The sequence below is a fragment of the Solibacillus sp. FSL K6-1523 genome, from assembly GCF_038005225.1.
GTDB lineage: Bacteria > Bacillota > Bacilli > Bacillales_A > Planococcaceae > Solibacillus.
The window spans coordinates 3,635,853-3,660,546 of record NZ_JBBOSU010000001.1; the positions used below are offsets into that span (position 1 = coordinate 3,635,853).

At 32.6% G+C, this 24,694-nt stretch carries 17 protein-coding genes; 4 read left to right on the forward strand and 13 right to left on the reverse strand.

Going from position 1 to position 24,694, the window contains the following annotated elements; all coding sequences use genetic code 11:
* Positions 1 to 5: 5 nt before the first annotated feature.
* From MHI10_RS17485 to MHI10_RS17505, 5 genes are all read right to left on the reverse strand, one after another.
* A complete protein-coding gene (locus MHI10_RS17485) occupies positions 6 to 1,484 on the reverse strand; it encodes a sugar ABC transporter ATP-binding protein (RefSeq protein ID WP_340789278.1) in 1,479 nt (492 codons plus the stop codon).
* Between the two features lie 153 nt (positions 1,485 to 1,637).
* Positions 1,638 to 2,405 (reverse strand): DeoR/GlpR family DNA-binding transcription regulator, encoded by a 768-nt coding sequence (locus MHI10_RS17490; RefSeq protein WP_340787656.1) that lies wholly within the window; start codon positions 2,403 to 2,405, stop codon positions 1,638 to 1,640.
* A gap of 18 nt (positions 2,406 to 2,423) precedes the next feature.
* Positions 2,424 to 2,849: an RbsD/FucU family protein gene (locus MHI10_RS17495; protein ID WP_340787658.1), complete on the reverse strand. Its 426-nt coding sequence runs from the start codon at positions 2,847 to 2,849 to the stop codon at positions 2,424 to 2,426.
* 189 nt (positions 2,850 to 3,038) lie between these two features.
* The gene (locus MHI10_RS17500) at positions 3,039 to 3,242 is read right to left on the reverse strand and encodes a hypothetical protein (protein ID WP_340787661.1); all 204 of its coding nucleotides are present in this window, start codon (positions 3,240 to 3,242) and stop codon (positions 3,039 to 3,041) included.
* 130 nt (positions 3,243 to 3,372) lie between these two features.
* Entirely contained in the window at positions 3,373 to 5,301 is a 1,929-nt protein-coding gene (locus MHI10_RS17505; RefSeq protein ID WP_340787664.1) for a translation factor GTPase family protein, read from the reverse strand.
* A 232-nt stretch (positions 5,302 to 5,533) separates the two neighbouring features.
* Between MHI10_RS17505 and MHI10_RS17510 the strand changes: the two genes are divergently transcribed.
* The gene (locus MHI10_RS17510; RefSeq protein ID WP_340787667.1) at positions 5,534 to 6,457 is read left to right on the forward strand and encodes a Na/Pi symporter; all 924 of its coding nucleotides are present in this window, start codon (positions 5,534 to 5,536) and stop codon (positions 6,455 to 6,457) included.
* Positions 6,458 to 7,270: 813 nt separating this feature from the next.
* Here the strand turns inward: MHI10_RS17510 and MHI10_RS17515 are convergent.
* The gene (locus MHI10_RS17515; RefSeq protein ID WP_340787670.1) at positions 7,271 to 11,233 is read right to left on the reverse strand and encodes a YobI family P-loop NTPase; all 3,963 of its coding nucleotides are present in this window, start codon (positions 11,231 to 11,233) and stop codon (positions 7,271 to 7,273) included.
* 102 nt (positions 11,234 to 11,335) lie between these two features.
* On the reverse strand, positions 11,336 to 12,736 hold the full coding sequence (locus MHI10_RS17520) for a reverse transcriptase domain-containing protein (protein ID WP_340787672.1): 1,401 nt from the start codon (positions 12,734 to 12,736) through the stop codon (positions 11,336 to 11,338).
* Positions 12,737 to 13,969: 1,233 nt separating this feature from the next.
* Here MHI10_RS17520 and MHI10_RS17525 point away from each other — a divergent pair.
* The gene (locus MHI10_RS17525) at positions 13,970 to 15,907 is read left to right on the forward strand and encodes a DUF2075 domain-containing protein (RefSeq protein WP_340787675.1); all 1,938 of its coding nucleotides are present in this window, start codon (positions 13,970 to 13,972) and stop codon (positions 15,905 to 15,907) included.
* A gap of 529 nt (positions 15,908 to 16,436) precedes the next feature.
* Here the strand turns inward: MHI10_RS17525 and MHI10_RS17530 are convergent.
* The 5 genes from MHI10_RS17530 to MHI10_RS17550 form a co-directional block, all read right to left on the reverse strand.
* The gene (locus tag MHI10_RS17530) at positions 16,437 to 18,194 is read right to left on the reverse strand and encodes a hypothetical protein (RefSeq protein WP_340787679.1); all 1,758 of its coding nucleotides are present in this window, start codon (positions 18,192 to 18,194) and stop codon (positions 16,437 to 16,439) included.
* A 57-nt stretch (positions 18,195 to 18,251) separates the two neighbouring features.
* Positions 18,252 to 18,821: a hypothetical protein gene (locus MHI10_RS17535; protein ID WP_340787682.1), complete on the reverse strand. Its 570-nt coding sequence runs from the start codon at positions 18,819 to 18,821 to the stop codon at positions 18,252 to 18,254.
* A gap of 40 nt (positions 18,822 to 18,861) precedes the next feature.
* A complete protein-coding gene (locus MHI10_RS17540) occupies positions 18,862 to 19,443 on the reverse strand; it encodes a tyrosine-type recombinase/integrase (RefSeq protein WP_340787685.1) in 582 nt (193 codons plus the stop codon).
* Between the two features lie 167 nt (positions 19,444 to 19,610).
* The gene (locus tag MHI10_RS17545; protein WP_340787687.1) at positions 19,611 to 19,772 is read right to left on the reverse strand and encodes a hypothetical protein; all 162 of its coding nucleotides are present in this window, start codon (positions 19,770 to 19,772) and stop codon (positions 19,611 to 19,613) included.
* A 254-nt stretch (positions 19,773 to 20,026) separates the two neighbouring features.
* Entirely contained in the window at positions 20,027 to 20,395 is a 369-nt protein-coding gene (locus MHI10_RS17550; protein ID WP_340787689.1) for a hypothetical protein, read from the reverse strand.
* 294 nt (positions 20,396 to 20,689) lie between these two features.
* Here MHI10_RS17550 and MHI10_RS17555 point away from each other — a divergent pair, with 294 nt between their 5' ends.
* Together MHI10_RS17555 and MHI10_RS17560 are read left to right on the forward strand one after the other, a co-directional pair.
* Entirely contained in the window at positions 20,690 to 21,367 is a 678-nt protein-coding gene (locus MHI10_RS17555) for a hypothetical protein (protein ID WP_340787690.1), read from the forward strand.
* A 37-nt stretch (positions 21,368 to 21,404) separates the two neighbouring features.
* Positions 21,405 to 22,415 (forward strand): hypothetical protein, encoded by a 1,011-nt coding sequence (locus tag MHI10_RS17560; protein WP_340787691.1) that lies wholly within the window; start codon positions 21,405 to 21,407, stop codon positions 22,413 to 22,415.
* An 809-nt stretch (positions 22,416 to 23,224) separates the two neighbouring features.
* Here MHI10_RS17560 and MHI10_RS17565 read toward each other — a convergent pair.
* Complete coding sequence (locus tag MHI10_RS17565; protein WP_340787693.1) at positions 23,225 to 24,343, reverse strand: hypothetical protein; 1,119 nt, start codon at positions 24,341 to 24,343, stop codon at positions 23,225 to 23,227.
* Positions 24,344 to 24,694 lie beyond the last annotated feature (351 nt).

Below are 24,694 nucleotides of genomic sequence, written 5' to 3' on the forward strand. Positions count from 1 at the left end.
TATTCTTAGTGGAGCTGTGTTGCATACTCCATTATTTTCTCTTGTGTTGCTTCCTCAGATGAAAGCACTCCGGTAATTTTCCCTTCTGCCATGACAACAATTCGGTGACTCATTCGCAGTATTTCAGGTAGCTCCGATGAAATCATAATGATTGATTTGCCACTTGCCGCAAGTTCGTCGAGTAGTTTGTAAATTTCCCCTTTTGCTCCTACATCAATTCCCCTCGTAGGTTCGTCGAATATGAGGATGTCACAATCTCGTTGCAGCCATTTTGCGATAACGACTTTTTGCTGGTTTCCTCCAGAGAGAAGTCGTATTTGTTGGTCAACGGATGGTGTTTTGATTTTTAGTTGTTCAACATATTTGGCGGCAATTTTTTTGATTTTGGAATCGCTTACAAATAGCGCCTTAGATTGATAGTCTTTAATCGTTGAAAGGGCAATGTTCGATTTGACATCCATGCTCACGAGTAAACCAAACTGCTTTCGGTCTTCTGATAAGTAACCGATCCCATGTTTTACTGCCGCTGCCGGAGATTTTATTTTCACTTCATTGCCGTGAAGATTGATTGTTCCAGTTGTTGCTGGGTCTGCCCCGAATAATACTCTCGCAACTTCTGTACGCCCCGCTCCCATTAAACCGGCAAATCCAAGTATTTCTCCTTTTTTCAATTCGAATGAAACATCTTTTAATAATGCTTTTGTTGAAATGTTGTTCATCTGAAGGACCGTTTCTTTTTCGCCCGCTGCGATGTTCGGCTTCGATTCTATGTACACATGTCTGCCGACCATAAGTTGAATTACTTTGCTCATTTCTGTTTCAGCAGTTATCAGTGTGTCAATATATGTCCCGTCTCGCATAATGGTAATTCGATCGGTAATTCTTTTGAGTTCATCCATTCTGTGAGAGATGTAGATGATCCCAACGCCTTTTTCTCTAAGGCTATTAATAATTTCAAAGAGTGCTTCGATTTCTATTTCGGTTAGGGCTGTTGTTGGTTCGTCCATGATAAGTATTTTGGAATTGAAGGAAAGTGCTTTTGCTATTTCGACCATTTGCTGCTTCGCTACGGTTAAATTCTGCACTTTTGTCTTGGGGTCTAAGTCTATGTTGAGTTTTTCAAAAAGTTCTTTTGCTTGGTTGTTGAGTTTTTTGTCGTCTACAAGAAGGTTAAATGCTCCTTTTGGTTCCCTGCCTATGAAAATATTTTCAGCTACGGTAAGGTCCTTCATCAAGTTGAGCTCTTGGTGAATTATTGAAATGCCTAATTCTTGCGCTTGTTTCGGTGATGTAACGTTGATTTCGTTCCCTTCGAGTGTAATCATTCCTTCATCTTTTTGATAAATGCCGGTTAATATTTTCATAAGGGTGGATTTTCCGGCTCCATTTTCTCCTACTAATGCAAGCACTTCGCCGTGTCGTAAGTCTACTTGAACATCCGAAAGCGCTTTAACTCCTGGGAAAGACTTCGATATATGCTCCATTTTTAATAAAGGTTCCACTTTTCTTCCCACCTTTGTTGTTTTACTTTTGGTTTTCTGTATTTTTGTTGATTATAAAACAAGTATTTTTAAAAATCAATACAGTTTTCATATTTTTCTGAATATTAAATTCAATATATGATACGCAAATGTGCTTCAACCCATTTGCGCATATAAAATTGATATTTTTTTTTCTTCAAAATTGTTTAAATATGTTTTATTTGCTTGGTTATCTACAATAATCGTGTTGATTACATCTTCTTTTGCGATAAAGGCAAATGCTTTTTTCTCCAGTTTTGTGTGATCAAGTAAGAGTATTTTTTCATCCGCCATTTCGATCATTTTTCGTTTGATGATTGCTTGTTGTTCATTGGAGTCACTAATCCCCCATTGTTTGTGTAAACCTTTGCAGGAGAAAAAGACTTTATTGACATGGTAACGCTCGAGTGCACTTAAAGTTAGTGGACCAACTAACGAAAGCGATGATGGAGACAAATTGCCGCCAACAACGACCACTTGGATATTCGAATGGTTCGCAAGCTCAACCCCAACACGAATTGAGTTCGTAAGCACGGTCATCTTGTGATTCGGCATGAGGCGTGCAAGATATAGCGCCGTTGTACTGGCATCGAGGAAAATAATATCATCCTCTTGTATGAGCTTGACGGCTTCTTTTGCGACCGCTAATTTCTCTTCTTTATTCATCACTTCACGTTGAAAATATGGGATGTCCCCCTCTTCCTCCTCTGTCGAAACAGCACCACCATGCGTGCGTGCAAGCTTGCCTTTAGTTTCAAGCTTTTCAAGATCTCGTCGAATGGTCTCTTCTGTCACTTTTAGGCTTTTGCTCAGTTCGGAAACACGTGCTGTTTTATTGGCATTGACGATGCTAATAATTTTTTTATGTCGTTCTGGAACTAACATATTGAATGACCCCTTTCTTTAAATAATGACACCTTTTTTTAGAATGACGTTTGCATAAAGCGCTTGGTCACTCGTGGCGATTATTGCATATGCTTGTTTCGCTTGATCGTAAAATTGGAATCGTTCGAGCTTGGTTGGTGTAAAGTTGCTGTTTTCTGTTTTTGTGAGAATGGCTTCGTACTCAGACCAAATAGGTGGTGTGGCTACTTCTGGGCCATGCATCATGTAAAATATAGCAGCGTCTGCGTATGGGTCAAGTGGCATTAGTGTAAGTATTGCTTCCAGTATTTCTGGAATGTTCAAGCCATCTAGACGAATCAGGTTTTGCGCATGCGATGCAGCTGGAAAGTTTCCATCGGCGATAACAATCTCATCCCCATGCCCCATTTCCATTAAAATTTTTAATAAATCTGGCGAAAGACATTTTGGAATATGTTTAAGCATTGTTGATTCCCCTTTGTTTGTTTTTGGTTTTCTTTATATGATAACAAATAGTTGGAATATTTGAATAGTTAATTTGGGGGATTTGAGAGTTTTGTCGGGATTGGGAGTTTGTTTGTGGAAAAGGAGTTGCTAATTTTAGGGGGGAGTTCCTGTTTTATCAATATGGGTTAAGATGCCGTCAATTTGCGTTTATAGATGAAACTCGCTCACTCCTAACAGGGACAAAAACGCTAGCGGGTCATTTTTCGCTTCATACATAACACCGTTCCACTTTTGGCACTCAAGTGTTACTGCTCCTTCTGGCTTTTTATCTACCATAAATTCTCCAATGATATAAGCTGGAACTTCATCAACTCCTCCACATTCTGTACATACAAAAGAAGCGAGTTCCATTGGCTCATCTAAATCAAATGGGTCGTCACTTCCTAGCCAAGCTAATAATTCCTTTGAACCACAATGCCAAAATCTATAGTTTCCTTAACAATGAAAAAAACCGAATCCTAAATAAGATTCAGTCTTTTCATTACTCCACATCACAATGCATGGCTTGTTTAGCTTCTTGCCAAGGGACACTATAGCCTTTCCCTTTTGCTAAAAAAACACTAGAGGATGTATAAATGTGATCCGCGTTTTTGTTATAACCGATTTGTTCGATTACTTGTTCTTCATTATGGCAAAAATCATAGCCGTCAAACTGCATAGAAAGTGCACCTTTACCGTTCGTATAAGCGGCAAAATGAGTGCTATAATCCATAAAGGTTGCAACTGGTGCACGTCCGGTAATGATGACCGTTTGTTCGGTTAAAATCGGTGCTTCAAATGTGCCATTCGCTTTTTGAATATCACTCATCATACGGCCAATATGATCATTCGTTGCCTTCATTTTAAAACGGTAATATGGCTCAAGCAATCGATTTTCTACTTGTTCAAGCCCTTGCCGTAATGCGCGCCATGTTGCTTCGCGGAAATCCCCTCCAGCTGTATACTGATTATGAGCTCGCCCCGTTAATAGCGTCACTTCGATATCCGTTACCGGAAAACCAGTTAACAGTCCGTGATGTTCCTGCTCAAATAAATGCTGCTCGATTACCCGTTGATGTCCTACCGATAAATGATCGGCATGACAAACATTCATAAACGTGATTCCTTGTCCACGGGGATTTGGCGTAAGTTGTAAATGCACCTCAGCATAATGTTTTAAAGGTTCAAAATGACCATAGCCTACTGTTTTTTCGCAAATCGTTTCTTTATAAAGGATTTGCGGCCTTCCAAATAAAACATTAATATCAAAACGTTCCTTTACCACTTCTGTTAATACTTCTAATTGAATTACACCCATTACATGAACAGATATTTCTTGAAATTGTTCGCTCCAAACTACATGTAAGCTTGGCTCCTCGGCTTCAAGCTCACGAAAGATTCGAGTTACTTCTTTCATATGTAATGATCCATTATAAAGTACTTTTGCTTGAAGTGTTGGGATCATCTCAAACGTAATTGATTGTTGTTCACTGCCAATGACATCACCAATCTCCGGTGTGGATAAGCCTTTCACTGCAAAAATATCGCCTGCATTTACTTGTTGAACGGTCACAAAATGACTTCCATTATAGAGTCGGATTTCTGTAATCTTTTCGACCACTTCTCCAAATGTGAATTCATCGCGCACCTTCATTGTTCCTGACAGAGCCTTTAAAAATGTAAGACGTTGCTGCCCGTCATGTCGGATTTTAAATACTTTCCCTTGAAAATCTGATGTCGAATCATAATTGCTAAAGGTAAATTGATCTAGCCATTGGAAAAATTCAATAACCCCTTCGTCTTTTAATGCGGAACCGGCCATGCAAATTACCGCTTGTTGCTTTTCAATGAGCTTTCTCAGCGCTTGTATACACTCTGTATCTTCTAATTGATTCGCAAAGTAAAGCTCCATTAGTGCTTCATCTCTTTCAGCCACCCATTCTTTTACAGTTGTATCAATTTTATGATTGAATAGCAGTGCATTTTGAGTCAAATCACGTGTTATCGCTTCCATCACTTCATGTAAATTCGCACCTTCACGATCTGTTTTATTAATAAAGATAAATGTAGGAATCTGATGCTTTTTTAATAGTTGCCACACGGTTTCCGTATGTCCCTCAATGCCATCGACTGCACTCACAATTAAAATGGCTGCATCCATTACTTGAACAGCACGCTCCATTTCCGGTGCAAAATCGACGTGACCCGGTGTATCAATTAGTGTATACATGGTGTTATTAAATTCAAATCTACCTTGTTCAGCAAAAATAGTAATGCCTCGCTGCCGCTCAATCGTATGATTGTCTAAATAAGTGTCTTGATGGTCCACTCGACCGCGCTTTTTTATCGCAGCTGTATGATAAAGCAATTGCTCACAAAAAGTTGTTTTCCCAGCATCAACATGTGCTAAAACTCCAATCGTTTTATACAAAAAACCACCACTTTCAATACGTTTCTCGTCTTCAGTATAGCATGATTCGCATACGTGAAAAAAGAGCGTCAACTATCTACGCTCTTATCGTTCAACCTAAATTGAAAAATTTGGAAATGGATAATAATTGAAATTACTATAGAATTGTGTGTACCGGGTGCAGACACATCCAAAAACCATGCATGTCCAGACCCTTTCTACCATAGAAATAGATAGGGAGGCTGGTGGCTGCTTGTCGCAAATATTTCTTTTTTTATTTTTAATCGGCGTATTTATTTATGGAATGACATTACTAAGATTGGGGCTTTTCAATTTATCGGCCCATTCCTTAAAATTATGGCTGACGAAATTAACGGATACGCCCTGGAAAGGTTTACTGGCGGGGATTGTTATTACCTGCATTTTGCAAAGTAGTTCGGCGGTCATGGTCATTACGATTGGACTCATTTCTGCACGATTACTTACTTTCCCACAATCGATTGGCATTATTTTAGGGACAAATATCGGAACGACATTAACGACTGTACTCATCACCTTTGATTTAGAGCGATTCCTTGTCCCTTTAGCCATTTGTGGGGCTATTTTAATATTAATGAGAAAAAGAAAGTTACGAAGTATCGGTCTCATCATTTTCGGCATCGCCTCTGTATTTACTTCCATGAATGGCTTTGAACGCTTAGCAGGTCCACTTAGCTCCATTGAATTTGTTCATCATTTACTTCTCCATTTGGATGACAGTTATCTTTATAGTATTCTTACTGGTACATTTATAACGGCGATTATTCAATCGAGCACGGCGACTACAGGCATTATCATGGGATTCCTCACAAATCGCGTTGTGCAATTAGACACTGGAATCGCAATTATGCTAGGTTCCAATATCGGTACATGCGTCACTGCTTTTATAGCTGCGATTGGTGCTGGCAGGGAAGCTAGATTGTCGGCCTATGCTCATATTTGGTTGAATATCATCGGAGTTATCGCCTTTTATCCCTTTATCAGCTTGCTCTCTACAATTGGCGTACAGCTTGCAAGTGAAGTGGATACACAACTTGCCTATATAGGTGTTCTATTCAATGTCATTTCTTCACTTCTGGTCCTTCCATTTGCTACCTCATTTGGCGTACTGGTTATGAAGGTTCATGATCGGAAGTGAATTGTGTGTACCGGGTGCACAGACAATATCACTTATTTATATTTTAGTAGTATATCGAATTGGACAAAAATGTGATAATTTGATTTGAAAAAAGCACAAGTTTTTTTTCCAACATTGTAATAGCAAGTGCTAAAAAAATAGATAGCGCCTTGTAGATTATTTAAGCGTTTTTTTGCTGTCTAAAAACAAAGAAACAGCTTAAAATATGATAGTTATTTATTTTAAGCATTTAATCGTAAAATAAGATGCAATTAAAAACATGTGTATTAAACAAAATTAACGTAAGCCTATCATCAAATAATGCATATAAGGTACTTAGCACCTCCAGGACTATAAATGTATCAATTAAAGGAAGTGCTCTCATACCAACGAACAAACTAAAAATTGTCCCTGTGACACACAATCCCATCACTAATAAGCCCCCATTTATGAATTCTTCGCAATTTACTAATTTAATTGATACATTTGTCTTGCTAATTTTTAAAATCTAATTTTTAGAGTATAAAAAAACCAAAACCCTAATTTTACATGGATTTTGGTTTCTTCAATCTACATTTCACAGTATGGAGACGGCGGGTTTTCTATCTATCAATCTAACAAACCTTGATAAATCAGGGTTTAGAGAGCTTTTTGGACCATCGAAAATTGCTCTTACAAAGGAATTAATAAGGTTTGCTAAAAATCGCTTACGGAGACGAATATTCATTATATGCTCTTTCTCTCTAAAAGAGCATATAATGAAATCCCATTAGTAAATACTAATCAAAATAAATTCAGTGTATTAGATTATTAATGGCTTTAAATATTTGCCCCTTATTTATTTACCCTCTTATTGTTCACCAATATTAACCCATTAACTTCATCAAGTTCGAATTTAGAAATTATTTCTCTCTCATAAAAATATTTAATTAGGCTTAACATATCGACTCCACGTTTGAACTTTTTCCCATGTCCATTTTTTAATTTAATTTCATTAAACGGACTTCTTAATTCACTAAGTAAATCATATACTTCCATTTTTGAAAGTTGCTTTTCCTGAAGATAAGCTAGTAAAACTCTCGCTATATTTTCATCTTTTTTCATTGACTTTATAATCTTTGGCCCATTAGACAACTTTAAAATATGCTCTCTTAAACCTATAGTTAATAGCCAATTTCGGAACTCCACAATCGGAAGCATATTATTTTGATTATATATTTCAATAATCACATCAACATTTAATTGATCGTATAATTCTTTAACTAATAAACATTCTAAATCATTCTGAGTAATCTTTTTATAATCTATATTAGATTGATAGCTTACAAAATAACTTCTAGCATTATCCACTGCAAGGTCTTTCAACGCTTCGAAAATATTATAAGACCAAAAATCCACCTTAGCTATTACTTCTTCGACTGCATATTCCTCTAAGCATTTTAATATATATGGAACTTTTATTTTTAGATTTTCTATCAGTTTTATCAGACTAACTGAAATAGGGATTTCGTTACCGATTTCTTCAAGGAAAAATTCATCTGGAATATCTCCTATAATTGAATATATATAATCTACTTTGTTATCATAGCTGAGTTTAACATTATTATTAATATTCATTAAAAATTCTTGATTCCATTTTATTAAATGTTCATCAATTAATGCTATAATATCATTTGCTAAAGGATGCCCCCCTTCAGTAATCTCTGCATCCTCTATACTGATATTTAAATATACATGAGCTAATAAAGTTGCTTCATCATTAAGTTCAATCAACTTTTGATAAACATCATTCTCCCAAAAAAGTACTCTTTTTTCAATTATTAAGTCTATTTTTGCTAACGTAGTATTTGTAATATTATCAGGCTCTAACTTTAAGTTATACATATTTGCCAATAGTTCCGAAAATAGATCCACATTATAATTAGAATTTAATAAAATTTCATTAAATATTTTATCTATTAAAACACTAGATTGCCGACCTCTAGACTGAATAGAATCAAATAATGCTTGTTGATTTTCAATATCATAAACTAATTCACTTAAATCTATTTTCCCTTCTTTATAATCAGCACGATTAAATAACACACTATAATTTTCTAACGTCCATTTGAACTTATTATACTTTACAATAGTGATAATATTTCCGATTCTATCAATCTTTTCGAACTGGAAATTTAGTTTTCTGATTAATTTTTCTTTTAAATCATCCGCTAATTCTTCATCGTTTAACTGTTGAACAACGATGTTTTGATCATCATTAATATTATTCAATTCTAAAATTACATTTTCTATAAATGCACTTTTATTAGTCTCTAAATATTCGCCAACTACTTCATCACTTAAACAAGTTGAAAAACTTATCGTTTCAAAAAGTAATTGTATATTATTTTTGGTTATCTTAAAATTGCAATTTGAGTGTAATTTTGTCCCTTTAACCAAGTTTGCACTTTGAAGATCGTCAAACTTCAAATCCAGCTTCTCTGCTATTTTTTCTACATTTGATAATCCACATTCATTAATAATTCGCTCTAAATCACCAGCCTCTAAGGAATTAATTAGAGCTGATTTATCCTCACTAGCCAACTGATTTACATCAATAAGATGTTTAACTATACATTCAATATACTCATTAAAAGCTTCTCTATCCGTAACCTCAGATATGCTCTTTATTAGAAAATGCCCGTTAACTATAATTTTATTAAATAATAGACTCAACAATTCCAACCTTTGAATAGTTAAGTGTTTTACTAATGCTAAATAAAATTGGATTCCTTCAACACTATTAAATATCGTATTCAAGCTTAAATTTAATTTTAAATCTTCATTTTCAATAAGGTACTCCCAAAAATTAAAATTAAGAATGGCATTAGAACTCAAATCCTCATTTTTAATCCGACTTACAATTTCTGATATATTAGTTAAGTTTAAAGTTGTTATGGGGGCATCATTATTTCTTATTAATCTAATAAACTTGTTATCATTTTGAGAAAGAGAACCTTCTTCAAAATACGACAAATAGTCAGCATACGATTCATCTATATAACCATTAGAAATTAAAAAATACAATAAATCCCCATTGGAATAAACCTTACCAAAAATCACTTTTAAAATACCTTTGTCAATATTAAATTGTAGAGATTTATTTTTAAGATTAGTTAATTTTTGTTCAAAGAACTTCTTTTTGTTTAATAAGAGACTATCAGATTTTATATTTGCTATGGCTTTATACTTTAATAAATAATTTATTCCATCAACTGTAAAAAAGTCATTCACCAGACAATTCCCTAAATACCTATTATAATCGTATAGCAATAAAGTTGTATCCTCTTTTGCATTCTTTAAACACCATTCAAATAACCCCGTAAAAACATCCAACTGAAAATTACTATGATCTCCTTTATTAAACGAAATTTCTTGCCCCTCAAAATTAACCTTTAATATATATTCCATTACATAGCGTTGTCTCGATTTATATTTTTTAGTATAAAATAATATTTCAACTTCATCTTTACTATAATTCTGCGCTAATTTCCCTTCTTCAATCTTAGCTTCAATAGATGTAATTTTTTCTTCATAATATTTAATTGCTTTACTTTTTATATTAATTAGTTCATAAAGCTCGCCTTTAGAGTTCAATAGCTCAGAATAATCCCAAGGATAAATATTTTTATATACAACAAAAGCAAAGATTTTATCCGGTGTTACGCCATTGGCTTTTAATGCACTCTTATAAATTATATATTCATTGCAAATATTTTTTAAAATCCGCATATCATTTATATAAAATGATAATTCTTTAATTGTTTCTTTAGTTAGACCTTTTTCAATCTCACCCTCCAAGTTTTTCATCAAAATCCCCTCAGCATTGGAGCTATGAGCGACTTTTATTGTAGGGACAATAAAATCAAAGAATTTTGTCCGATTATATATTTCATGGCTATCATCATTGTTAATAAATAGGTCATCTTTTAACGCGTAAATAAATATAATATGTTGGTTTTTTAATTGTTCCGTGGAATTCAATATAAAATTCAAGCTTTTTAAACGTTCATAAATAATTATATTTTCAAATCTATCTAAGTCTTCAAATATTACATATTTATATTTAGCCTTTTGAAATAGATAGATAATTTCTTCTAAATATCTATTAAAAACTGTATTATTATCTTTTGTCACTACTTCTATTGAGGTAGTTCCAAATCCAAATTTGGTTAAACCTAATTTTTGAATAAAAAGCCCTATATAATAGATGGCATATGTATACATTATAAATAAGGCAATACATAATAAAGTGATTAATATTGTATTTGTTATGTTTCCTGAACTATATATACCCAATGTTTGTTCAAAAAAGTTAATTTTGATTAAAACATATGAAACCATTATGATAAATAAAAAATAACCAATACCTGATAAAGCTTTGTAACTATCTATTTCTTTTAAATTTGTAAATCTAGAAAGCGGAATTATATTTGGCGAAATATTATAGAAGAGTTGCTGCAGTATTTGTTGTTCTAAAATATTTTCCAATACAACTTTGCCACCGTCTTTATCATGATCTTCATAGGCTTCTTTTTCAAAAGTTGCTATTGATATCTTTACAGTCTGTTCTTCAATGTTTGTTTCTTTTACAAAAGTATTAATTATACTACTCTTCCCTGCACCATATGATCCAGTTATAGCAATATTTTTATTTCTTTGATCATTTATTGCCCACGTCAACGCATCAATATAAATCTGTTTTTTATCATCTAGTGTTTCATTTGGTACCAAACTTTCAAATTTTGCTTCAGACATAATACACCTCAATACATTCAAAATCATCCATTTAAAATTATCTAAAAAGATTATTAAATGGTTGTACCTTATTTCTAAAATTGGATTTCCTATCTTCTCCATTTAAATTAATCTTCTTTGTATCCTCCCCCAATGCCTCTTAACCTGCTTCTTAATCAGGCTCTTCACCGGTAATCGACACATCTTCTTATGCGCTCTATAAGCATAGGTAACAAAGTTCCCACGCTTTTTGTAATCGAACCCCAGATGAGTGTATAAATCATATAATGACCTTTTCGGTCCTGACCGTTCTGTAGCATATTCAATACGTTTTACTGTTTTAGCTTTGCGATATGCTCTGGTATAATAATTAAACAGACTTTTTTCTCTCAATTGAATCATCTGCCCATCGGTCACAAATCCTAGGTAATCTAATTTAGATGGCTGTAGCTGCTCATCAAGTATTTTTTCCCCATTCCACAACCGTATTTCTGTTTTTTCTGGTTGCACAACTAAACCGTCACTTTTATATTTATCAATGATTCCAAATAATTCATTTCGTATTATAGCGAATTCATCTGTATTTTGGTTTTCAATAGGTATAATTACAATTAAATCATCACAATACCTTCTATACATCGCATTAGTAGACTTTTGCTTGCACCACTCACTTATTTCTTTATCAAAATCAATTAAATGGACATTAGAGCAAACTGCGCTCATGCTTGACCCTTGTGGTATTCCATAAGATTTGGGATTAGGATTCGGTTCTAATTTCCCATTTTTAAACTCCCTAAATTCACTTGAAGTCATAATTCGATTAATTTGATATGTCTTGATTTTTTTATTAAATGTTCTTCCATGCTTCGCTTCTAAAAACATATCAATATCTTCCCTATTTACATAAGTAAATTGTGTGAGGTTCTTAAACACTTGATACCAATCTAGTTTTAAGTTTTCTACACCTAAAACCCTTCTTATATTCTGCTTCAATGTTTTATGTGAAATATTATTGAAATAATTAGTAAAATCACTCGAAATGACCACAGCATTTTCAAATTTAAATAGATGTTCGAATACCTCGAATGCAAAATCGATATTATTTTTTCCAAGTTTATTATTTCTATATGCTACGACATTATCATCAATATTATTTTCAGATGCATAGATATTGTAAGCATTGTTTAATAAGTCGCCGTAATATTTATAAATGTAGCCATCCTTATGGGCAGCATAAAATATTTTACGACTTTTAGGTTTCCCTCGTTCTTTTCTTTTAGTTACTTGCCCCTGCTCATCGATTTCTTTGATCGTTACATATCTTTTAAAATCCATTTCAAAATGTATAAATGGTAAAAAAGCATACGAAGCTATCCAATCTTCATTCAAGAGATTTGCTTTCATATGCCCTATATGTATTCGTTCATCAAAATGCAAATAACCTTTAGTCTTGTACTTCCCCCATTTTATAACAGAAGAGCTAGAGAGGTTATGTAATTGTTGTGGTCCATTACTATGGTTCATAACCAAAAAACCCCCTAGCCTAATTTGGTGTCATCCATCCGAAGATGAATGCTCTGCTGACCACTCGCCCCGCATATAACGGAATTCCTACTCTAAAACAATACACTATACTTACCATGTGGAGGTAATTACAATGTTGCTAAGTTTGTTCAGTAATTCAGAAGTTCAGCTAGTGCTGTTCTTAATAGAAGTTACTAGGTTGCTTGTTGAGGTTCTAAATATTTATAACCTTGACAAGCGTGAAACTTAACACTTCTGCGACTATTTTCACAGAACACCTTAATTATACATCCATTACTTTATATAGCAAACAAAACTATCACTTTTTACTAACAAATAGTATTTTAACTTCTTAACCACAATTTTTCTTACCGTAGTATAATCTGTATCACAAAAAACTTTCTTTATATACATTAAAATCACCATTTAAATTTTAATGTATGTAAATAACTAACAAAAGGAAACCCCACTTACATTCCAAGACAGTATATTATAGTTACGCTGGGGCTTTTCTTTTATACGATATTGACACAGACAAATCCTCTCATGTACTAAGCACGAGAGGATTTTTTATGCGATTTTATCGTGTACCAGGGTTACATACAATAACAACGTTTTATTAGTACGTGCGTTAAAAAGCTGGCGTTACAATCTTCAAGCAATTTTTTAAGCGTATGAAAATTATTTTGTTCTACATATTTTTTCGTATATTCTTGATTTGGCGGATTTCATATACAACATATTTTAAAATAAGTGCTAATGTTGATAAAAATAGGCGTTTGTCGCTTATTTATATTTAAGTTGTATGTCAATTTGGTCGAATGGGAGAAAGAGGGTTTGAGAAATTTCCAAACTTTTTTATTTAGTTGTTAAATCAGTGGTTAGAAAAAAATAAGCCATGCATTTTTAATAGGTGAAGCAATTTTTTATGTATATTAAAACAAAGAATCAGTTGAAATATGATGTTTTTCGATTTCTTTTCGGCTTGAATTGTATAGGGAAATACCCCACTTTTATATAATTATCAGATTCTAATCTATTTATTACTATTAATATTTTGTTCAAATAAACTGTTATTTGGGGATATTTTGATTTAAATAGTGCTTTTTCATCTATAAAGGGCATCTTACCACCATAGAAAGTTAGTATATTCATACTAAATCATATAAAGATAAATCAATATGGTAATATATTGTATATACAAATAATAAACCTCTTAAAGGAGCAACTCAGATGATTATTTATGAATCAACTACATCTGGTTTTTTAGATGATGTGGCAAACGAAGTCATTGTTGACCGTTTATATAATGTCTATCAGCAAAAAATTGGGCGCACTTCTAAAAGTGAAATTCGCTCCTGGGATAATTCATTACAACGAATGTCGAATGTACTCCGTGACCGTGATATACCGAAGGACGCTGCTGTTGCGATTGAATTTAAAATACCGAATACAGGTAAACGTGTAGATTTTATTATTGCTGGACATGATGGTGAGCATGATCATGCGGTCATAGTAGAATTAAAGCAATGGGAAACCGTACAAAAAAATGACCGTATGGATGCCGTCGTAGTGGAAACTTATATAGGTGGCGCACAACGACATACAACTCACCCATCTTATCAAGCTTGGAGCTATGTCAGCCTTATCGAAGACTTTAATCAAGATGTACGTGAAATCCCAATTAAACTTAAGCCATGTGCCTATTTACATAACTACCTAATTCAAGAAAACGACCCTTTAACAGACATACACTATAAAGAACATATTGAAAAAGCACCGGTATTTCGTAAAGGTGAAATGGAAAAATTACGCTCGTATATTAAACAATTTGTTAAATATGGTGACAAAAATAATATTATATACAAAATTGACAGTGGTCGTATCAAGCCTTCAAAGTCCCTGCAAGATAGCATGGCAAGTATGCTGCAAGGTAACCCTGAATTTATCATGATTGATGACCAAAAAATCGTCTATGAACAAATTTTACATTTCGCTAAAACATGTATAGAAAAAAATGAAAAAGGTGTGTTTATTGTACAAGGTGGCCCTGGTACTGGAAAATCGGTATTGGCTATCAACCTCTTAGTCCAAATGATTCAAGAAGATTACTTTGCCATGTACGTAACGAAAAATAGTGCCCCACGCGACGTGTATGCCACAAAGCTAAAAGGAACTATGAAAAAGAAAAGTATCGACAATCTTTTTAAAGGTTCAGGAAGTTTCCATTCTACTGATCAAAATGAATTTGATGTACTCATTGTAGATGAGGCACACCGCTTAAATGAAAAGTCAGGCCTATTTAGTAATCTAGGGGAAAATCAAGTGAAGGAACTAATGAATAGTGCCAAATTCAGTGTATTCTTTATCGATGAAGCTCAACGTGTCACGTTAAAGGATATTGGAAGTGTCAAAATGATTGAACGGTTTGCAGAGGAATTAGATGTAAAAATATTCGAAGGTGAATTAGCTTCTCAATTCCGCTGCGATGGTTCAGACGGCTATATCGCTTGGCTAGATGACATCCTAGAAATCCGCGAAACAGCAAATGAAAATGATTTAGGAATGGACTATGATTTCCAAGTTATAGATGATCCAAATACATTACTTGAAATGATTGTCGACAAAAACCGCCTAAATAACAAAGCTCGCATTGTAGCAGGCTATTGCTGGGACTGGATTACCGAAGGCAAAAACAATCGCGATGTACACGATATTGTTATTCCCGAGCACAACTTTTCAATCAGTTGGAACTTAGGTAACGACATATGGGCATTGAGTGATGAATCAGTTTATGAAGCTGGCTGTATCCATACTTGCCAAGGCTTAGAATTTGATTATATAGGCGTCATCATTGGTGATGATTTACGATTTGAAGATGGAAAAGTTGTAACGGATTACACGAAACGCGCCAAAACAGATCAATCGATTAAAGGAATAAAGAAGAAAATGAAAGAGCAGCCTGAAATTGCGAGTCGAGAAGTTGATGCCATTATTCGCAATACATACCGTACACTCATGACTCGTGGACAAAAGGGTTGCTATGTGTACTGTACAGATACAGCGCTAGCAGAGTATTTGAAAGAGCGAATGATAAGGGTTTATGTAGAGCAAATGGAAGTGAAAAGGATGTTAGTGGCTGAAGAAAAGGTTAAGTATGGAACTGATTAATATCGATTGGAAATTTATTTCTAACTGAAATATGTCGTGTGTTGGGTGTAAATACAATATCCTCTAACCCAATTCTAACTGTATTTGACTTAGGAACGACCCAAAAAGTCCTGAAATCCATTGAAACTTTTTATATTTAAAAAGCGCCGAAACCCTTACATATCAAGGGTTTCGACACTTTACACAACGTATTTATTTCTTTTTTATGGAGACGGCGGGAGTCGAACCCGCGTCCAGAAGCTCCAATACGCCGGCTTCTACGCGTGTAGTTTGTCCATTTGCGATTCGCGAGCCTTTATGCCGACCTTAGAGCCACAAGCGTTTAGGAACTTCCTAATCCATCCATACTCAACAATTTTATCCACTAGGGAGTATTACATATTTACGAACTTGGTTCAAAGACCTTACTATTTCCATTGTATATCAAATATTCATCAAATAAAAGCCCACCATAACATCTTCAATTCATAGAAAAGAGAAAACTACATTCCAAAAGAATGAATTATATAAAAACTAGAATTCGATTATTTTATAGATTTGAGTACAATGTATAAATCGGGAATGAAACAATACCTTGCTTTTGCTCATCATTTAAACAACTAAATATTTTTTGAGCAGGGATTTTTAACCCTAAAATAACGTAAGCAACAAATCTCATTGGTTGATTATCTCCATCTATTATAGAGTATAAAAATTCCTCTTCCTCTTCAGTTATTGACTCTGATAATCTCTTTTTTATTTGTAAAAGATTCAATTTATAGATTTCATTATCTTCAGTAGCAGAAATCAACTCATCCAATAAATATTTTGCTAAATCTAGAAATTTCACATCTTCACTCTCATCAAATGCCGCAACTATTCCTAATGATATTTCATTATTTGAAGTTAATGACTTATCGTGAGAGTCGCTTCTAAATGATTCATTATAAACTTCAAAATCAAAATTAGTTAATGTGATTAAGTCTTTTAATTGATATCCACTAAAGAGACTTACTTTATAATGGGCATCTGTATTTGGATTGAACATTTCTTTTGTTTTAGGAATAAAAGCCCCAATTTTTTTGAATGTTCTCCTATTAAATATACTATAGAATAAATCGTCAGTATCTTTAATTAAAATCAGCGTAATATAATCTGAAAGTTCTATACGAAGAATTGTATGCTCTTCAAAACCTTGTTTCGCGGTAAATCTAGCGTAATTTTTCTCTTCAAAAATATTATAAATGCTATCGAATAAGAAATCGAAGTTCTCTCTTTCATCGAATTCATACCTTTCGCTAATGCCTATTCTTTTACAAACCTTCATTAATTTCTCATACTTATTTATTTCTTCATCAATATTTATAAATTGTTTCTTATCATCAAAAAAGCTGCTAATATGGTAAATCTTAAAGGGAAATTTATTATTTAGAGAAATGTATTTTAAAGTCTTTAATGATTTTATATAGGAATCTAGACTTTTCATTCTTATTATATTTAACTTCCCTTTTTTATTCTTTTTAGAAAAAACAAATTCAAGTGTATCTTCAATCAAAATATGCAATTCTTCTCGGGAATCAATTATATTAAATTTAATGTCTATTTTTTCTTCTAATAATTCGAAAGTTTCGTTCATACTTATATTTAATGCATCCGGTATTGCTGCTTCTATGGGAAATTCCTTTCCATTTTCAATACCATAAATATGTACAGGTGTTTCCAATGGATTAAAATTTTTAAATTCATTCGATAAAATATCATACTCTAACCTATAAGTAGAAAAATCTTTTGATTTCCCCACATCTATAAAGCTACTTGGCTGTTTTCTCACTCTCGAAATTTGAGTTTTGCATATTTGTTCTAATTGACCATCTTCAATTATTTTAAAATCGACTGATAATGAACTTTGTCCTTTTTCAATTATAATATTTAATAGACGTTCAATTTCTAATGGCGTTAAAGCTTTATAAAAAGCTTGCATCTTTGTAGTTTTTTTCTCTATTACTACTAATAAATATAAAACACCCTTACCTGTTTTTTTATAAATTTCTAAATCCGCTTTCTCAATAGGATGAGATGTTTTATTCCCCTTAACCTTTTTATTCTTTGTAGTTCCTTTTATTTGTACTTTAACAGTGTCCTCTATATTCTGCTTTTTTAATTCAGACGAATTATAGACAATAATTTCTCCATCAAAACAAGGACTCTTATCATTAAATTGGACTTCACTTACCAACCTATAAGGTTCTTGTAAAATAATTCTATTAACTTCCATACAAGCTAAATGCTCAATAATTAATGTATCCATTTACATTATTCCCCTTTATTTTCCACGATGCTCTAACTTTTAAATTTATATCCTCAATTACTTACCTCTATTATAAGCGACCAATCCTTTACCAATAACAAAATAAAATATCACAGTTTGTAGCATTGAAAATAATTTCGCTAAAAAAGACATAGGTTCTAATGTTCCTCCACCAAACGTTAATCCCCTACTAAATGAATAGTAAAGAAAATCAAAAGCGAGTTCGTACCATTTCGTATTTTCAACATACATAAATGCACACTTATTATTATTGTATATAAGGAAATAAATAAATGAAAATATTAATACTATGTAACTAAGCATCCAAATTAGATAAGTAACTTGTTTTTCTTCTATTAACTTATTTCCAAACCTCCAAATCATAATAATTAATACAAAAGCTAGTGATACAAACGGAAGAAGTGCAAGGTAACTCCTGTAAATCCCATTCAACAAAGTTTCATTAGGTTCTATAACCTCTAATACCGCAAAAAAGTACAAATCAATAAAGAGTATTGTAATTGTAATGTCCAGAAATTTCCCTTTCAATTTATATTTTTTATTTAAAGCAAAAAAGAAACATACAATTCCGATTCCAAGCAATATAATTTCTTCAATTTTAATCAATTTATTACCTCTTTCTTATAGATATTAATAAAGTTAAGCATTAAAAAAACGAAATCCCCTTAATACTATCCTCAATCGCTTCTTCCGTAATACCAATATAACGTAACGTTGTTTTTTGCGATGAATGATTAAAGATTTCCATTAATGTAGCAACATCTTTCGTTGCTTGGTAATACGTGTAACCAAATGTTTTGCGCATTGTATGTGTACCGATTGATTCATTACCTATCATATCACCAGCTTTTGCAATAATTCGGTACGCTTGCGTTGTTGTAATAGGATTATCGCCTTTTCGGCTAGTGAATAAATAAACCGCTTCTTTTGGCAGCGTTTCAATATAATCCGCAATATCAGCCATTAAGTTATTTAAGTAAACCGTTCTTTCTTTCTTGGTTTTTCCTTCGCGAATTTTAAAATTCGACTTCCCTTTTACTTGCTCAATTTTTAGAGCCACTAAATCGCCACATCGTAAACCAGTTGAAACACCTAACTTAAATAATAATTGGTCGCGCAATCCATTTTGTGACATTCCAAGTGCTTCTATTAAATCATTTATTTCTTTTTTAGTTTTTAGTGGTTGTACATCAATCAACATACCTTTTTTCTCGCTCATATTTGCCATTAATTCATCGCCCTTTCTATGTATGCTAATATAGCTATTATTAAAATACCATACATTCATTGGCGCGGCAATATGTTAATGGCTCTATATCAACATTTCATATGTATGCTAATTGTAAAAAGCATACATTCAATAAAACATTTCTATTGAATAAATTTTGAGAAATATTATTTAAATCCCCCAATCACTTTCTTAATTTTGCATTTTGCACAATAAGAATTGTAAATTAACTTCCCTTCTTTTGGATTTAATACATCACCAGACCTTATTACTCCAATCTTTTTACCACATTTTCTACATCTAATAATTTTATTAATTGATATAGGCATACTAAAACCTCCTTGAATAATTATGATTTCTTTGAATCCTTAAGCTTATTAAATATAAAGGCTTAGTTCTATAATCTGAACTAAGCCTTCTGTTATTCTTTATTTTCATTATTAACTTCTAATTGACATACTTTACATATCCCTTTATGAAAGTAACTCTTTGTACTATTATGATAGAAGTCATCTCAAGGTTTTATTTTTTTGCAACAACTACAAACTTATGTAAGTTGTGCTAGCATATAAATATCCTTCTATTATTTTCTTTTTAAAACCATGTAAGTAGCATGTTTCTCAACTATTTCGTAATTACGTAATTTATTTAATACTGCAATTCCGCCACCTGCTACTGCAATCGAAATAGCTGCTGTTGTTGCACTAACCCCTAAAATAGACACCGCTGCTGGAGCTGCTGCCGCTGCTACAATAGAGCTTGTACCACCTGTTGCAGGAGTTGCAAGAACCGCCATTACAGCTACTCCAATAGCACCAACTGCTACTAACCAAGCGACCTTACCTATTCCTTTTAACTTAATAATTATTTTTCCAATTTCGATAGATACCTCAATTGTGCTTGGTTCTTTTTTTAATTCTTTTCCCAAGTCCTTAGCTGAATCAATTGCCATACTAACACCACCTATTTTAAATGAATAACTATATATTAACATAAATCCATAAAACGGAAATAATGTAGATACGTATAGTTGTGATACAGACATATGACACCTTTTAAGGTTCTAATAATTCTAGTTCAATCAAACATATTATTACTCAAAAGTTATGACACCGGAAGTTATTTTAGTAGGTTTGGAATTCTTTCCACTGAGTCAATGATTGCACCTAAGAACACAGTTCTTCGGCTATCACTTGAAAAGTATGGTATAATTTTCACAATTTACTATATGCAGGAGGGAAAAGAAATGAAAGATTTTTTAAATATCAATATAACTGATATTATTCAAGTATTAGCAACATTAATAAATGTGTTGATTGTTTATTTAGTTTACAAACTAACTCGTAAAGACATAAACCCCAAGCTCCATTTAGTTCCTTTAAAAAGAAAACCCTTAGACTATAAATACGAAGATGATGAATATAGTCTATTTGATGCCTATGATGGTTTACATAAGGTAATAAACTCTGACTTAAATAAGATTGATTTCGAGCAACGTGGTTTCCCCGAATCATCTCAATATCACGCACCGCTTGTTTGGGAGCTTCAAGTTCACAATAACGGAGAACATACAGCGACATCCATAGAACTTGAATATGAAATTACAGTGTACAAAGTCGAGATGGAATTTGGTATAGATGAAGCAGATGTAATAGCCGAGAAATATGTACCTTTTAAATCAATTAAACGCAGGGAAATATTTGACTATCTAGCACCAACTGATTCTCGTGTATTTAAAATACTTTACCTTCATGGGGAATTTATACAAGCTGACTTAGTTATCACATCATTGAAATCAAAAGAAATTGAGTATATAGATTCTAAAGTTGTTATTGATAGCTATAAACATCCGATGTTAAATTGGCTATCTGACAGTTATCATCATAGACAAGTAATTGGTACGCATAAACCTGTAAAACAATAAAACTTTATTTGTGCTTACATCAGAAAAGAGGTAATTTATGAATTTTGAAATATTATTTAGTGAACCTGCCCAAAAAGTTACTATTGCCATTGTTACAGCTGTAATAACTCAAACTCTTAATCTCCTCTATCAAAATAGGAAGTCAAAAAAAGAGGACAAAAAAAAGATTTACGATTCTTTTTATCAAGAAGTTGTACATGATATTGACAACTTATACAAAACTATGAACGCTTTTAGGACGGATTATCTAACATCGAATCCATATGAACAAAAAGATAAACTAATGCAATTTATTGAAGATAACAAAAAATCATTAGAAGAAAAATCTTTTAAGGTTTACCAAGAGCTAAAGGAAGTTCAACTATTTGAAGATTCTACAGGTTATTCTCAAGACTTCTTAGAAGTAAAGCTTTTTACTGAAATTTTAGATGACTATGCAAAACTATATAAACCAAAAGATGAAACGTATAAGACTCTTTGCTTAATACAAATTTGGAGAATCACATTCTTGCTCAACAACATAAACTACACGGTCTGCGGTGAGGTACTAAAATACACATATCAGTTTAATGAAAAACTAATGGACAAAAAGCTTTATAAATCTTTATTAAAAATCATCACTATCGAACAAGATGATGAATTTAGAATATTTTTATCCCGATTGATTTCACCAAATAGTGATACGGAAATTATAGATAATATAATCAACGTACCTGAGGAGTATCATTACTATGAAGATAGTATGGCTATAGGTAAAATGCACTTGTTAGAGTTCTATGAACAAGAGTTATCTTTGAGTATTAACGAGAAGCAAACTTATAGAAATTTAATACTTCAATATTTATATTCAATACATCACGGAAATGAAACTCACTATGATAATCATTTCAATAAAACAGAAGACATGAATATCACCCTTAAAAACACCTTATCCTACTTGTGTGATAAAACCCTTGTTGAGTTTGATATTGATAGAAATTGTTATAAAATTACTGCAAAAGGGATAGATGAATATGAAAAGCATGAATTAGAAATCATTCAACATTAGATAATAAATAAGGGCTATTAAACAAAGACTATCACTTTATTTTTTATTCATGGTGTGGAGGTGTAGGTGGTAGGGCATTCTGATTAATTACCTAGCACCTAATCAACATTAAATATCCCCCCGTATTTAATACCTAGCATAATTATATAAGCGTGTTTGATGTAACAGGATTTATCTTACCCACCAATCGCTAACACCTCTGTATAATTACGTTAGGTATCTTAGAATACATATTATTAAAAAAATTTACAATAAAATGATTGTTTTATAGGTGTCGACTAAAACCTTTATAAATCCATTTTGAAGCCTATTTTAACAATAAAAATTGAGAAATTGGCAAATTTACATGATTTCCATTTCCATTAAACTCTATTAAACACAGTGTTTTAGTCGGGTTTATTCGAGTGCTTGTACGATTGATAATAATATATTTCACAATTTGTCGGCTAGTGTAAATCCCTTTAATACATGTATTTTAATGGATAGCGAATATATTCATGTTAGCTTAATAGTGCCATTTTTAAATAAAATCGGTATCGGGATATAACATGTGTGTACATACGCAATACTTAATTCGGTTACTTACCCACAGAACTACTCATAGGAGCGCAATGTACCAATTTCCCATATGGACACGTAACTTACTCTAGGAAACGTTAAAATTCGCTATCACTTTTTGAGCCTGTGACATACTATCGGAGTTAAATCAATCTCCCTGACCAATACCACTTATCAATCGTGTTATGTTGCGCAACAGGTTGGTGAGACTGACATGTATCAACGTGCGCCTGAGAGTAACACGTTGAAAATTAACTTTCAATTGCCTTATTGGCTTGTTTAATAGTCCAACTATCTGGCATCTTAAAGTATTTATCGTTTCTAGCATTCATCGTACTTTCTATATTATCTTGAGTTGGTTTATGTTTTTCGATTATGCTATCAATTGCCTCATAGTCAAATCCTGCTGATTTAATGATTTTTGCAAGATTAAACTTTTTATTAACGTTAGCAAATGAATATAACTTGCTCTCTTCTGCTTTTAAATCGTTAATCAACATTGCAGTTTTATTCCAATACGCTTCTTGAAATGAATAGTAATTAGCATCTACGAACAGCTCTGTTGATAACAGCGTTACTTCATATGCAATCCATACCCTTTTATATCCAGTATCTTCTATCAATTTATCTATATCATTCTTTAATAAATCATTCTTCAATAGGTGATATTCATAATTAAAATTATTTAAATTACGGCTTTTTAGGATTTCATTTTTCCTTGAAGTGTAGGTTTCGTATTCATATCGATAAATATTGACCACCTTATCCTCTTCATTTAAACCCATCATATGTTCAATAGTGTTAATAAGTCCGCAACGTTTCAATAGTTTAAATGAATTTGCCGCTACTGCTCTATTTCGATTTTTAATATAATCTACGAATTGATTATAGATAAAGTGATTATCCTGTCCATAATACATTTCACCAAAAATCTGCTTTACTCTTTCAAATTTAATCAATTTAGGATTATATGCACCAATATCAACAGCCCAATTATACGTTGACTTAGGTTTATCTGTATTCTTCTGGACAAGCCTATTAAAGAAGAAACGAGATATAATAACATCAAATATTGTAGTGCCGTTATTCTTACGCTTATCTTCCATAGGGAGAATGACATTCCGTTTCCCTTCAAGGATATATTTACGATTTTTACCTTTCCCCTCTACTCTCACTGATTCATAAATTGATTGAAGTTTACGAATGAATTTAACCATTGCTCGATTATTAAACTCACCTGTTTCCTTATCACGTTGACCATCAAGACAACCCAATTTTTTGAATTTTGCAGACTCAAATTCTTCTCCGTCATAGTTATGAGTTATTGTTAATTTAATTGCTTCACTTTCTGATAACTCGATTTCCGCCATTAATTCAATTCTCCTGTAATTTGATTTTAAAATTCCCACACTTAACCTGTATATAAATATATATTTAATTATTATATACAATCAATGTGTGGGAATTTTTTCACTCATTTATTAATTAGTTATCGTGCAGGGGGTCTGGGGGATGTAAAAGCAATAAAGCTTTGCTTGCAAAGGTTATGCTCCCCCAGTTTTTTACCTCTTACACTATTGCGTTAATTTAACAGTGTCATCTACTCGCTACACGCTCGTAGTGACACTGTAATAATTTTCGCTTAGCAATGCCAACTAAGGTTGGCTTATGCTTTATAAATTTATATTGCTAAGTTTAAGGTCAATTGCTTTCTTAACGAT